This window comes from Sorangium sp. So ce176 (assembly GCF_051519835.1).
GTDB lineage: Bacteria > Myxococcota_A > Polyangia > Polyangiales > Polyangiaceae > Sorangium > Sorangium cellulosum_G.
The window spans coordinates 4922781-4936151 of sequence record NZ_CP150371.1 but is presented as its reverse complement, the minus strand read 5'-3'; the positions used below and the strand labels follow the sequence as shown (position 1 = coordinate 4936151).

At 77.0% G+C, this 13371-nt stretch carries 7 protein-coding genes; 5 read left to right on the top strand and 2 right to left on the bottom strand.

The window, feature by feature from the left end; all coding sequences use genetic code 11:
- Window positions 1-65 precede the first annotated feature (65 nt).
- Window positions 66-2495 (bottom strand): PQQ-binding-like beta-propeller repeat protein, encoded by a 2430-nt coding sequence (locus WMF42_RS18320; protein ID WP_437693357.1) that lies wholly within the window; start codon window positions 2493-2495, stop codon window positions 66-68.
- Between the two features lie 234 nt (window positions 2496-2729).
- On the opposite strand from WMF42_RS18320, the gene WMF42_RS18315 reads away from it, so the two are divergent.
- Complete coding sequence (locus WMF42_RS18315) at window positions 2730-3356, top strand: CDP-alcohol phosphatidyltransferase family protein (RefSeq protein WP_061612604.1); 627 nt, start codon at window positions 2730-2732, stop codon at window positions 3354-3356.
- A gap of 466 nt (window positions 3357-3822) precedes the next feature.
- On the top strand, window positions 3823-4791 hold the full coding sequence (locus WMF42_RS18310; RefSeq protein ID WP_233562571.1) for an outer membrane protein assembly factor BamB family protein: 969 nt from the start codon (window positions 3823-3825) through the stop codon (window positions 4789-4791).
- Between the two features lie 51 nt (window positions 4792-4842).
- Here WMF42_RS18310 and WMF42_RS18305 read toward each other — a convergent pair whose 3' ends face one another.
- Window positions 4843-5586: a hypothetical protein gene (locus WMF42_RS18305; RefSeq protein ID WP_061612605.1), complete on the bottom strand. Its 744-nt coding sequence runs from the start codon at window positions 5584-5586 to the stop codon at window positions 4843-4845.
- Between the two features lie 430 nt (window positions 5587-6016).
- On the opposite strand from WMF42_RS18305, the gene WMF42_RS18300 reads away from it, so the two are divergent.
- From WMF42_RS18300 to WMF42_RS18290, 3 genes are all read left to right on the top strand, one after another.
- A complete protein-coding gene (locus WMF42_RS18300) occupies window positions 6017-7528 on the top strand; it encodes a hypothetical protein (RefSeq protein ID WP_437693356.1) in 1512 nt (503 codons plus the stop codon).
- A gap of 234 nt (window positions 7529-7762) precedes the next feature.
- Complete coding sequence (locus WMF42_RS18295; protein ID WP_437693355.1) at window positions 7763-11662, top strand: serine/threonine-protein kinase; 3900 nt, start codon at window positions 7763-7765, stop codon at window positions 11660-11662.
- A gap of 229 nt (window positions 11663-11891) precedes the next feature.
- Window positions 11892-12878 (top strand): hypothetical protein, encoded by a 987-nt coding sequence (locus tag WMF42_RS18290; RefSeq protein ID WP_437693354.1) that lies wholly within the window; start codon window positions 11892-11894, stop codon window positions 12876-12878.
- Window positions 12879-13371: the final 493 nt, after the last annotated feature.

The following is a 13371-nucleotide window of genomic DNA, read 5'->3' as shown; positions in this document are numbered from 1 at the left end:
CGGCGGCCGCGCGGCGAGGCCGGGCGTCCTCGCGCGCGGACCCGCCGCGGCGGCGGGGCGGCCCGCTACTGGACGAGGCTGAGCCGCGGGGCCGCGGCGAAGGCGGCGAGGTGGCCGCTCTCCTCGGCGACGTAGACGTCGCACCGCTCGTCGACGCGCAGGAGATCCGGGATGAGATCGGTCGGCACCTTGCCGAGCAGCGCGCCGTCGCGCGGCCGGACCACGTGCACCTCGTTCTGCGGCACGAACAGCGCGCCCGAGCGGAGCACCGGCTCGAGGCGCCGCGGCCTGTCGCCCTCGACGCCGCCCGCGATGACGTGCCGGTACCGGACCGCGCCGTCGTGCGCGCCGACCCCGACGATCTCGCCCGCCTCGCTGTTCACCACGACCACGTCGTCGACCATCAGGCACGAGGCGGTCGCCGCGCACGCGGTCAGGTCGAAGCGCGTCGCCCCGGTGCGGCGGTCGAGCCCCACGAGCCCCGTGCCGCGCCGCCCGTGGGTCACCACGCACACCGTCTCGGGCCCGAGCAGCGGGGCGCCGACAGGCGCGACGTGCTTCGGCAGATCGACAGTCCACCGCGCCTCGCCGGACCACGGGTCGAGGTGGTGCAGCCGCGCCCCGCCGCGGCCGACGAAGGCGCCGTCGCCCGCGACGGCGAAGAGCGCGTCGTGATCGACCGCCACCGGCGACGCGAACGGGAGCCGGTCGCAGAAGCGCCAGACGACCTCGCCGCTCAGCACGTCGAGCGCCGCGAGCGCCGGCTCGCCGCTGCCGACAACGACGAGCTTGCCCGCGCGGCGCAGCCGGAAGTTCTCGCCGCGGCGCGCGGCGTAGCGCCAGCGCACCTCGCCGGAGTAGAGGTCCACCGCGGCGAGGTGGCGCGTCCCCTCGCTCACGATGAGCATCCGGGGCAGCCCGGGCGCGCTCACCACCGCGCCCGAGGCGTTCGCGCCGACGCGCGGCGAGAGCCGCGTCGACCAGGCGACCTCGCCGCTCGCGAGCTCGTGGAGCTGCAGCGTGCCGTCGGGCAGCAGCCGGCCGAGGCCGACCGGCGTCATCACCGAGACCGCGCGCGGCGCCGGCTTGCGCCACAGGCACTCGCCGGTGCGCCTGTCGATGCAGGTGAGCTCGCGCGTCGAGCCCACCACGAGCACGTCGCCGCAGAGGAAGGTGGCGCGCAGGTCGAGCGACGGGATCGCCGCGATCCACCGCGCGGTGAAGCGCAGGCGGGTCCGCCCGAAGGTGTCCTCGGCCGCGGCCTGCGGGCGCGCCGCCGCCGCCGCGAAGGCGCGGTACGTCTCCGGGGCGACGTTGATCTTCGCGTCGTTGCGCGTCAGCTCGCGGAGCCGCTCGGCGAGCTCGCGCACGCGCGCCCGGAACTCGAACAGGCGCAGGTTCGACGCCTGCCCGCGGTCGCGGCGCACGAGGCTGCGCGCGAGCGCCCGCCCGAACGCGACGACGCCCTGGGCGAGCGCCGCGACGTCGACGGCCGGGAAGGTCCAGGTCTGCGCGCGGTCCTCGGCGGCCGCGAAGGCCGAGCCGCGGCCCGGGCCGAGCGCGCGGGGGTCGGCGGACCCGGGGCGGCCGGCGCGGGGCACGCCGAGCGTGAGCGACAGCGCGCCCTCGCTGTGCAGGCGCACGCCGAGGATGGCGCCGCCGACGGTGAGCCGCCGGTGGTACGGCTGCCGCCGCGCCCACGCGTCGAGCGACTCGAGCGAGAGCGACGCGAGCTGCTCGGCGAAGGGGAAGATGAAGACGTCGGGCAGCTCGCGCGCCTCCTCGCCCACGAGCACGCGGACCTTGCCCCGGAAGAGGAGCGAGAAGAGGTCGGCGCGGAGCACGGCCGGCTGCGCCGCGGCCGCGCCCTGGGACGTGCGCAGGAGCGCCTCGGCCGCGATCACGATCGGGATCTCGCCGGTCGGCTCGACGCCCACGATCGCGGGCTCTCCGCCCGGATCGTCGGACGAGAACGGGAGGGCGGCGGCGAGGGCCCTGCGCGCGGTGGGGAGCCGGAGCTCGCCGAGCCCGCCGTGCTCCGCGTCGTTGTCGGCGAGGGCGGCGTCGCGGCGCAGGGCCGCGCTCCTCGGCGGGGCGAGCCGGTCCATGGCCGCGAGCAGGCGCGCGCAGAGGGCGTCGCCATCGAAGCGCCGCTCGTGCAGGGCGATCTCGGGCACGTCGCCGCCGTGGAAGACGGTGACGAGGAGATCGCGGCCGACGCGCTCCAGCCCGAGCTCCCAGGGGTCGGGCTCGAGGCACAGGCGCACGACGGCGCGCGCGCGGCGTCCGGCGGCGAGCTCCGCGGCGGCCTCGGCGAGGTCGCAGAGGAGCGGCAGCGCCTCGGTCTCGGCGCGTAGCGGCAGCGCCGCTTCATCGAGAGGAGGAGGCGTGTTGCGCGCCCCCTCCAGGACGAAGTCGAGCAGCTCGTGCAGCGACGTGCGCTCGGGCTCCGGTGAGCATCGGGTGGTGTCGGCGACAAGAGACAGTCCGGGCATCCGTTGTGGGATGCTAGGCAGGGCGGAGCCGGGTCCTAAGTTTTGTGCGCGGATAGCCGCGGAGTGGACAAGCCCGTGGCACCTGACTAGACAGCGCCGCCGCCGGGGCCCGCCGCCGGCGCGCCCGTTCGAGGAGCGCTGCGGCGGGAGGGCGGCTCGAGTACGTTGGCGCGCGCCGCGCGGATTGGTTGGCAATCCAACCGGACGTGCAACACTCCGCACCCCCCGAGCGCCATGTCTCCCGCAAGACCGCCCCATTTCTCGATGCTCCGGTCGTTCGCGCTGGCCGATTTCGTCACGCTGGCGAACGCGGCGAGCGGCACGCTCAGCATCCTGCTCTGCCTGAACTACGTGGCCGAGCGCGAGCGCATCTACATCTGGGTGGCGTTCGGGCTCCTGCCGCTCGCGCTCGCGTGCGACGTCCTCGACGGCACGATCGCGCGCTGGCGTCGCAAGCACTCGCCGCTCGGGGCCGATCTCGACTCGCTCGCCGATGTTGTCTCGTTCGGCGTGGCGCCGGCGGTGCTCGGCTACGCGCTCGGCCTGCGCGGGCCGTGGGACGCCGCCGCGCTCGTCTACTTCGTCGCGTGCGGGATCAGTCGGCTGGCGCGGTACAACGTGACGGCGGCCGAGCTGTCGGACGAGCGCGGGAAGGTGCGTTATTACGAGGGCACGCCGATCCCCACGAGCCTGCTCATCGTGCTGCTCTTCGGGGTGCTCTTCGCCATGGATCGCGTGCACGAGCAGCTCTGGCTCGGATCCATCGCGCTCGGTCCGTGGGCGTTCCACCCGCTCAGCCTGGTCTACGTCGTGAGCGGCAGCGCGATGGTCAGCGGCACGCTGCGGATCCCGAAGCCGTAGCGGGGAGGGGGCGGCGCAGCGCCGCTCGGATCGGATCTCCGGCCCTGCTCCTCCCACCGCCTTGCCCCGCCGCACGCCCCCGGGCAGGCTCCTGTCGCGAGGTCCTTGAGCCCCTCGACGCCATCGAGCTCGACCTCTCCCTGCTGTGCGCGACGTAGCGGGCGGCGCGCAGCCTGTCGCTATCCCTGATCGCCCTTCGAACCCCTCGATCCTGGCCGCTGCGCGCCGTGGCGAGGCAGCGCCGCCCGCGCGCCGCTCACGGTCGCTCTCGATCGCGGGCAGCCGCCGGCGATAGACTGTCGCGATGCGGCCCTGCAGGAGCTGTGGCGCCTCGCTGGAGGCAAGTGGTCATGGGGGGGTCGCATGTCCGCGCTGCGGCGCCGAGAACCCCCCCGTCCGCGGCGCGGTCGCGCCGCCCCCAGCGCCGCTGACCGCGCCTGCGCCCGCCCCGGGCCCGCCGAGGGCGGTGAAGGCGCTCCTCGCCGCGGCCATGGCGGTGGTGGGTGTCGGCTTCGCGGTGATGTTCTTCGCGCGCGTCGAGCAGCCGCAGGAGCCGGCGCCGCGCGCGCGCCAGCTCTCGACGCAGCTCGACGCGCTCTGCTTCGTGGACGCGAACGGCGACGACGCGCCCGACCCGGTGCTGTGGCAGGACGGCAAGACGCGCGGGCGGGTCGTGGCCATCGACGGACGGAGCGGGCAGGGGCTCTGGTCGTCGCAGGAGTTCGAGCGGCCGGACGCGCTCGCCTGCCCGAACGGCAGCACGGTGCTCGCGGGCGGCGGGGAGGAGCCCAAGCTGCGCGCGCTCGACGCCCGCACGGGCCAGGAGCGCTGGGCGGCGAGCCTGCCCGCTGTCCCCGACGAGGTCGCCGGCGGCGAGGGCTGCGCGACCGTTGTGATGAAGGACGGCGCGGCGATGGGGATCGCGCTCTCCGGCGGCGAGGCGACCGACTGCCCGACCGCGCCGGCGCCCGCGGCGATCACCGGGCACTTCTGGGAGCGCAAGAAGAACCCCCGCGTGGTCCAGGTCGGCGACGTGGAGGTCGCGCTCACCGTGCCCGCCGAGGGGCCGCCGCGCCTCACCGCCGAGGGGCGGCGCGGCGGCGCGTCGATCTGGAAGAAGGATCTCCCGGCGCGCGCGCCGATCTCCGGCGGGCGGCCGGACCTGTTCCTTGTCGCGAGCGGCGGCGCCGCCGTGGTGCTCGGCGTCGACGTCGTGGGCGGCACGGAGCCGCGGATCATCGCCCTCGACCCCGCGTCCGGGGCGAGCCGGTACGAGGTCCCGGCGAGCTACCTCGGCGAGCGGCTCCTCGTGGCGAAGGCCTCGGGCCCCTACGTGTACATCGTGAGCGGCGCGGCCGTGAGCGGCGCCGCGCTGCGCGCGATCGATCCGTCGACCGGAGGCACCGTGTGGCGCGCGACCCCGCCGGCCCCGTGATCCGGCCATGCGGGCGCGCTCGGCGGAGGCGAGCCGACCCGGCGGCCGCCCTCAGCAGAGACAGCCGACGAACGTGCCCGAGAACAGCGGCCGCTCCATGACCGCGGCGCCGCACGTCGGGCAGGTGTCGCCCAGCTTGAGCTCGCGGGGCGGAGGCGCCTGCTTGGCCGGCCTCGCCACCAGCGCGCCCGCCGACGCGGTGGTCGCGGTGAGCGGCTGGAACTCCACGATCGACACCCGCGAGAACCCCTGCCTCGGGGTGGCGCTGCGCTGCGGTGAGGCCAGGAGATCCTGCTTGGTGCGGACAGGCAGGATCGGCCTCGACATGTTGATGTACGCGAGCTCGGACGTGTAGAGCGCCGGATCGAGCATGCGTGGGTCCTCGGGCTGGACGATGCCGTGCTGGAAAGCCTCGATCAGCATGTCGACGTCCGTGCGCGCGTTGCGGTTGCGCGCGGCGTCGACGAGGAAGAGGCCGTTGCCGTAATAGGCGGCGTTGAGCCAGAAGCCGGTGCCCGCCGTGTGGTAGCCGCCTGTCGCCCACTTGTAGCCGCGCAGCGAGCGGACGTGCGTGGTCAGCGCGTTCGCGAGCGCGTAGGACGTCATGCCGAGCGGCAGGAGGCTCACGAGCGCTGCCGGATGGAAGTTCAGGCAATCGCTGCAGCAGACAGGCACAGTCGGCACGAGCGCCTGCGCCGGATCGATGCAGACCTGGACTTCCGATTCGCTGCGATAGCAGCCGGTAAAACAGGAGTGCCGCTCGACGGCGGCCAGGAGCGCGGCGGGAAGTGCCATGCCAGCAACTATACCGTCCACGAGGGCGCATGGCTGCCGCCGCGAGCCCCTGCAGCGACGCCGTCGCCGCTCGCTGTCCACGACGCGAGGTGACGACGCCGGACGCCCGGCCCAGGCGTTCACGACGTCCGCGACCGCTGCGGCCTCCACACGCGTCCACGTCGATGCGCCGCCACGCCTCGATGCGCCATGACGCGGCTCCACGCGCTTTCATGCGCCTCGATGTACGGTTGCGGGCAGGCGAGCGCGATTGCGTCCCTCGTGCGCCTGCCACAGGATCGCTGCACGTGGCGAAGGCCGTACAACACGAACGCATGTTCCCCGGGCGATGCGTCCTCGATGAAGCGCGACCGGAGGAGCGCGAGACGCCGTCGGGGGCGGGCGCCGGCTCCTCCTGCCGGTCCGAGCGCCGCGCGGACGCACGGGCGGCGTGACGGGGCCGAGGCGCGCGCTGCTTGTCGCGTTCGCCGGCGCGCTCTCGGCGCTGCTGCCGGCGCTCGCGCTCTCCGGGTTCACGGTCGACGACGCCCTGATCACGGCGCGCTACGCGCACCACCTCGCGCGCGGGCTGGGCTACCGCTTCAACGCGGCGGGGCCGGTGACCGACGGCGTGACGCCGCTCGGGTGGGCGTTCGTGCTGGCGCCGTTCGCGGCCGGAGGCCCGCTCGCCGCGCTCGCGGCCGCCAAGGCGATCGGCGTCGTCGCGTGGACGCTCGCCGCCGGGGTGCTGGCGCTCGCGGTCGACCGGGTCTCCGCCCGACCTGCGCGGTTCGCGGCGCTCCTGCTCGTGCCGGCGTCGGCCCCGCTCGGCGCCTGGAGCGCGGCGGGCATGGAGACAGGGGTCGTCGCGGCGCTCGGCGCGCTCGCCGTCGCGCTGCCGGCGCTCGGCAACACCCTCGCCGGCGCCGCCTGCGCCGGGGTCGCGGCGGCGCTCCGGCCGGAGCTCCTGCCGTTCGCGCTCGTGGTGGCGCTCGCGGCCTCGGCGACTGCGCGAGGCGGTGGCCGGGGCGAGGCGGCCTCGCGGCGCGACGACGGAGGCCAGGCCGAGGCGCCGCCGCGACCGGAGCGGGCGGCGTGGGCCCGCGCGCTCGCCGCGGTCGCGCTCGCGGGCGTCCCCTTCGTCGCCGTGGCGCTGACGCGGCTCGCGATCTTCGGGCGCGCGGCGCCGCTCGCCGCGCTCGCGAAGGCGCCGGACGCGGCGCTCGGGGCCCGCTACGCGCTCGCGTGCTTCCTGCTCACCGGGCCGGTGGCGCTCGTCGCGCCGCTCGCGTGGCGGGCGCTCCCGGCGTGGCCGCGCGGGCTGCTCGCGGCGGTGGCCGTGCACTTCCTCGCTGTCGCGGCGGCGGGCGGCGACTGGATGCCGCTGTCGCGGCTCGTCGTCCCGGCGCTGCCCGCGGTGGTGCTCGCGGCGGCCCACGTCGCCTCCGCGGCGGACGCGCGCGCCACGGCGCCGCGGATCGCGCTCGCGCTCGCGGGCCAGCTCTTCGTGATGGTGCGGATCGGGCCGACCGCCGCGCGGGTGGCCGGCGAGCGGCTGCGCGTCGTCGAGGAGCTCCGCGGCGCGCTCGCCGGCGCGGAGGTCGTGGCGGCGCTCGACATCGGCTGGCTCGGCGCGGCGACGGGCGCGACCCTCGTCGATCTCGCGGGGGTCACCGACCCGGCCGTCGCCGCGCTGCCCGGCGGGCACACCACGAAGCGGATCCCCGCGGCGCTGCTCGACGCGCGCGGGGTGGACGCGCTGGTGCTGCTGCTCGCCGAGGGGCAGGCGCTCGCGTCGCCGTGGACCGCGTCGCGGTTCGCGCGCGGGGTCGAGCAGCGCCTCGCGCGCCTCCACGGCGCCGGCGAGGCGTTCGCCCCGGTGGCGGTGAGCGGCGTGCCGCACCTCCGGTACGTGGTGCTGCGGCGCACCGTCGCGGAGGGCGCGGGCGACGCCCCGCGCTGACGCGCGCGCGGTCGAGGTGCGCCGCCGTGCGCGCCGCGCGCCACGATGACGCCGGGCGCGGTCGAGGTGCGCGCTCGTGCGTGCGCGCGCCGCGTCGCCGTGACCGCCGGCAACGTGAGCCGGCACGCGCGCCGCGCGACGTCGAAGCAGGCGACAGTGGACGCCGGACGCGCGTCGCTGGCACGCTGTGCTGTGTAGAAGCGGCAGTGCGCCCGCCCGGAGCGCGTCAGCTCGATGCAATCAGGAGAGGTCGTCGATGACCGGTTCGAGATCGAGGAGCACGCCGCCTCGGGCGGGACGGCGCGCGTGTACCGCGCGCGCGACCGGCGGTCCGGCGAGCTTGTCGCGCTCAAGCTCCTGCAGACGGCCGCGACGCCGGCGCTGAGCGCCCTCGCGCGCGAGGCGCTCGCCCTCGCGACGCTCGCGCTCCCGGGCACGGCCCGCTACGTCGCGCACGGCGCGACGCCGGGAGGCCGCCTCTACCTCGCGACGGAGTGGCTCGAGGGCGAGACCCTCTCGGACCGGCTCGACCGCGCGCCGCTCACCGTCGGCGAGAGCCTGACGCTCGCCGCGCACGTCGCCGAGACGCTCGCCGCCGTCCACCGGCTCGGCTTCGTGCACTGCGACGTGAAGCCGGGCAACGTCGTCCTCGAGGGCGGCGAGCTCCAGCGCGCCAGGCTCATCGACTTCGGCGTCGCGCGCCTCTCCGGCGACGAGGAGGAGTTCCCCACGCTCGGCGAGATCCGCGGCACGCCGCAGTACATGGCCCCGGAGCAGGCCCGCGGCGAGCCGCAGATCGACGCGCGCGCCGACGTGTTCGCGCTCGGCAGCGTGCTCTTCGAGTGCCTGACCGGGCGCGCCGCGTTCGCCGGAGACGATCCGCTCTCGGTGCTCATGAAGGTCCTCCTCGAGGAGCCGCCGCGGCTCAGGGAGCTCCGCGGCGACGTCCCCGCCTGGCTCGATCGGCTCGTCGCGCGGATGCTGTCGAAGCCGCGGGAGGCCCGGCCGCGCGACGGCGCCGCGGTCGCGGCGGCGCTCGCCTCGGAGGCGCTCGATCGGCGCGTCGACGCGGGGCCGCTGTCGCAGCCCGCGTCGTCCCACCCTCCGTCGCACCGCGCGCGCGAGATCACCACCAGCGAGCGGAAGGTCATGTGCCTCCTCCTCGCGCGCGAGGGCCACGCCGACGCGGAGGCGACGCTCTCCGACGCCGAGGACGAGCGCCGGACGCAGGCGATCCGCGAGCTCGTGGCGCGCCACCGCGGCCGGATCGAGCTCCTCGACGCGCGCTGGCTGCTCGTCACGCTCTCGGGCTCGTCCGCCCCCACCGACCTCGCGGCCCAGGCGGCCCGCTGCGCGCTCTCGCTCCGGGAGCTGCTCGGGGAAGCGCGCCTCTCGCTGGTCACCGGCCGGGCCGAGGTCGCGGCGCGGCTGCCTGTCGGCGCGGTGATCGATCGGCTGGTGCAGCTCGTCCAGGGCTCCCGCGAGCCGCGCCGGCCGGCGGCGATCCGCATCGACGACACGACAGCGGGCCTGCTCGGCGCGCGGTTCGACGCGACCCGGGACGCGTCGGGCTGCTGGCTCCACGGCGCGCGCGAGGAGCCCGAGACGCCGCCCCCGCTGCTCGGCCGGGCAACGCCGTACGTCGGTCGCGAGCGCGAGCTCGAGCAGATCGCGGCCGAGATCGGCGGCTGCCTCCGCGGCAGGGCCCCTGGCGCGGTGCTCGTCACCGGCGCGGTGGGCGCGGGCAAGTCGCGGCTCTGCTACGAGCTCATCCGCGCGCTCAGGGCGCGGGGGGAGCCGCTGGAGGTGTGGGTCGGCCAGGCCGATCCGATGAGCGCCGGCTCCGCCTTCGGCCTGCTCCAGCGCGCGCTGCGCCGAGCGCTCGGCCTGCACGACGGCGAGCCGATCGCGTCGCGGTGGCGCAAGATCCAGGGCCGCGTCGCGCGCCGCTGCGGGGCGGCGGCGGCCGCGCGCATCTCGCCGTTCCTCGGCGAGCTCGCGGGCGCGCCGTTCCCGGACGACGACGACGTGCGGCTCCGGGCGGCGCGGCGGCGCCCGCTCCTGATGAGCGACCAGCTGCGCCTCGCGTGGGAGGACTTCCTCGACGCCGAGTGCGCCGCGCAGCCGGTGCTCCTCGCGCTCGACGACCTGCACTGGGGCGATCTGCCGACCGTGACGCTGGTCGAGGCGGCGCTGCGCAACCTGAAGGGCAGGCCGTTCGCGGTGCTCGCGCTGGCCCGGCCCGGCGTGCACGACCTCTTCCCGGGGCTCTGGGGGTCGCACCTCGTGAGGGAGGTCCGCCTCGCGCCGCTGCCGCCCGCGGGCGGCGAGCGGCTCGTCCGGGAGGCGCTCGGCGATCGGGCGAGCGCGGAGCTCGTGCGGACGCTCGTCGATCGCGCCGACGGCAACGCGCTCTATCTGGAGGAGCAGATCCGCGCCGCCGCCCGCGGCAGGACCTCGGCGCCGCCGGAGACGGTGCTCGCGATGGTGCAGGCCGGGCTCGACGCGCTCGACCCGGAGGCGCGCCGGGTGCTCCGCGCCGCGAGCGTCTTCGGCGAGGCGTTCACCGAGGCGGGGGTCGCGGCGCTGGTGGGCCGGGCGGAGGTCGCGCCCGAGCTCGGCGAGCTCGCGCGGCGCGAGACGCTCCTGCGGCTCACGCCGCCGGGCGCCGAGGGCGACGCGGCGTACCGCTTCCGCCACACGCTCCTCCGCGAGGCCGCCTACGGCATGCTGACCGAGGGCGATCGGCGGCTCGGCCACGCGCTCGCGGGCGGCTTCCTCGCGCAGCGCGGCGAGGCCGACCCCATGGCGCTCGCGGAGCACTTCGAGCGCGGCGGCGAGCCCGCGCGCGCGGCCACGGCGTACCTCGTGGCGGCGCGGCAGGCGCTGCGCGGCAACGATCTCGGCGCGGTGCTCGCCCGGGCGGCGCGCGGCGTCGCCTGCGATCCCGCGCCCGCGACGGTCGGCGAGCTCCGCCTGCTCGAGAGCCAGGCGCACTTCTGGCGCGGCGACGTCGCGCTGGCCGAGGAGCGCGCGGAGGCCTCCGCGGAGCACCTCGCGCCGGGCAGCGCGGCCTGGTTCTCCGCGGTGACGCAGATCATCCTCGCCGCGGGCACGATGGGCGGCCACGACCGCGTGGAGCGCTGGGCCGGCGTCGCGCGCGACGCGCCCGCGCCCCTCGACGAGGGGAGCTCGGCGAAGAGCATCTGCCTGAGCTCGGCGGCGCTCATGCTTGTCTTCGGCGGCCGCTACGCGCTCGCCGACGCGCTGCTCGAGGCCGCGGAGGGCGCGATCGAGGGCGCCGCGACGCCGGATCTCGACGCGCTCGCGAACCTCCACGAGGCGCGGGCGATCCGCGCGCACGCGAGCGGCGACGCCGGCGCGAGCCTCTCGGGCATCGAGGCGGCGCTCGCGGCGTTCGAGCGGGCCGGCGACGTGCGGCGGGCCTGCATGGCGCGGATGAACCTGGGCTACTGGTACGGCCAGGCGGGCCAGCTCGAGGAGGCCGAGGCGGCGCTGCGCCAGGCGCTCGCCGAGTCGGAGCGGATGGAGCTGCGCGGCACCACGGCCTACGTGCTCCAGAACCTCGGCCTGGTGCTCGCGTACCGCGGTCGGCTCGACGAGGCGAGGTCGGTCGAGGAGACCGCGTGCGCGATGCTCGAGCGCCACGGCGACGTGCGCATGGAGGGCTGCGCGCGCGTCTACCTCGCGCGCATCCTGGTGCTCGCGGGCGAACCCGAGGCGGGGGCGCGCGAGGCGCGGGCCGCGGAGGCGCTCCTCGAGCGGGCCCCGCCGCTGCGCGCCTACGCCGTCGCGGTGCTCGGCCGCGCGCTGCTCCACCTCGACCGCGCGCCCGACGCGCTCGCCGCCGCGCAGCGGGCGCGCGGGCTGCTCGACGAGGTGGGCGTGGAGGAGGGCGAGTCGGTGGTGCGCCTGGTCCACGCCGAGGCGCTGTGGGCCTGCGGCCAGAGCGCCGAGGCCGCGCAGGCGATCGCCGCGGCCCGCGCGCGGCTGCTCGAGCGCGCGGCCAAGATCCGCGACGCCGTGTTCCGGGAGCACTTCCTGGAGCGCGCGGCCGACAACGCCCGCACGCTGGAGCTCGCGCGGGCGTGGCTGGGCGAGGCGGCCGAGTAGGAGGGCTCACGCGGCGAGCGATGGAGTGCCTCTCCTGGCGAGGCGCTGCGCGGCGCGCCCTGCGCGGCCGGGGGGTGACGTGGCCACGAGCAGGCGAAGCGGCGCACGCGGATCGGCAAACCCAACCAGGTCGACGCAACGCCCTCGGCGTTGCATCGCTCGAGGTAGGCTCGGCGCGCCCGCGCGGGGCCCGATCGAGATGCGACAGCTCTCTCTCTTCGAAGGCCGGATGCTCCCAGCGGAGCCGCTCGACGGGGCCGCGGGGCTCGCGCCCGGCGGCGGCGCGCGCGCCGGTCAGCTCGACCTGTTCGCGCAGCGCACGCTGCAGCTCTCGCTCGCGGCCGGGGCGGTCGCCGCGGGGGAGCTCGGCGAGGCGCGGCGGATGCTCGCGGAGCTCGCGGCGCTCCACCCGGCCGACGCCGACGTCCGCCGCCAGTCCGAGCGCGTCGCCGCGCTGGAGCGGAGGCTCGCGCAGGCGAGCGGCTCCGCCGCGCCGGCGGCCGCGCTGCTCGAGATCGCGCGCGGCCTCGAGCCCGCGAGCGGCCCCTTCGCGGCGCTGCACCGCGTGCTCCTGCGCCGGGTGGCCGAGGCGCTCCGCCACGCGGAGGGGGACGACGGTCGGCTCGAGGGGCAGCCTCCGGGGTACTACTGGCTGGCGGCGGGCGACGCGGCCGAGGCGCACGCCTCGCTCTCGGCCGCGGCGCAAACGCGGCGGAGCGCGCGCACGCTGTTCCTGCTCGCCGACGCGGCGACGGCGCTCGGGGAGCCCGCGGCGCGGCGGCTCTACCTCGAGGCGCTCCTCTGCGATCCGTTCGACGCGGCGCTCGCGTCGGCGCGCGACGAAGCGGTGCGCGGCCTGCCCGACGTCGCGCGCTACGAGCTCGAGATCGAGGAGGAGCCGGCCGCGTGGTCGGCGCCCGTGGGGATCGTGATGGGCGTGTTGCCGTCGCCCGTCGGGATCGCGCTCGACGACGTGGGCTCCGGGGAGGCGGTCGCTCCCGGTGGAGCTGTCGTCGCGCAGCCGCTGTCGACCGGGCAGGACGAGGCGCTCTCGCGCGCGCGGCGCTTCGTCGCGGCGCTCGCGACGGCGTCGTCGCGGGAGGCGCGCCGGTCCGGCGAGGCGGTGATCGAGGCGCGGCGCGCGATGAAGCGGCTCGCGCCGGCGCTGTTCGCTGCGTACATGGCGCGCGGCGGAGCGACGCTGCGGGGCGGGTAGGGCGCGCTGCCGGGCAGCCAGGCGCGTTGCTGGGAGAGCAGGGAAGCGTCCCCGCGTCGGCGCGGCCCGATGGCGCGCGGTCTGGGCGCGCGCGGGGGAGAGGGCTGGCCTGTCGCTGCGCGCGGAGGTGGGCGGGCTGGGGCTCCGCGGCGTCCATGCGGGCTGCGTCGTCGATGTGGCTCCTGCCGACGAGCGCTCGGCCCCCGGCCTTGACGCGACGGTGCACATCGCGGAGCCCTGGGGCCTCGATCTTCAGGTGCGGCCGCGGCGCGCCCTGGAGCGCATCGGCGCGGTCACCGGGGACACCAGGTTCGACGGGCATTTCCGGGCATCGGGGCGGGAGGACGCGCAGGTGCTGGCGGCGCTTTGCGGAGGAGAGCGACGGGGCGCTGCGGGTCGGGCCGATGCGGCTCTCGGGGACCTTCGAGGGGTCGCCGTTCGAGGTGAGGACGCGGTTCAAGGGGGCTGGGGAGCGGCGGGGAGGGCCGTACCG

What these genes read in the sequence shown, in the direction of transcription:
- WMF42_RS18320 (WP_437693357.1), bottom strand. Translation starts at nt 2,495, where the DNA reads ATGCCCGGACTGTCTCTTGTCGCCGACACCACCCGATGCTCACCGGAG.
- WMF42_RS18315 (WP_061612604.1), top strand. Translation starts at nt 2,730, where the DNA reads ATGTCTCCCGCAAGACCGCCCCATTTCTCGATGCTCCGGTCGTTCGCG.
- WMF42_RS18305 (WP_061612605.1), bottom strand. Translation starts at nt 5,586, where the DNA reads ATGGCACTTCCCGCCGCGCTCCTGGCCGCCGTCGAGCGGCACTCCTGT.
- WMF42_RS18295 (WP_437693355.1), top strand. Translation starts at nt 7,763, where the DNA reads ATGCAATCAGGAGAGGTCGTCGATGACCGGTTCGAGATCGAGGAGCAC.
- WMF42_RS18290 (WP_437693354.1), top strand. Translation starts at nt 11,892, where the DNA reads ATGCTCCCAGCGGAGCCGCTCGACGGGGCCGCGGGGCTCGCGCCCGGC.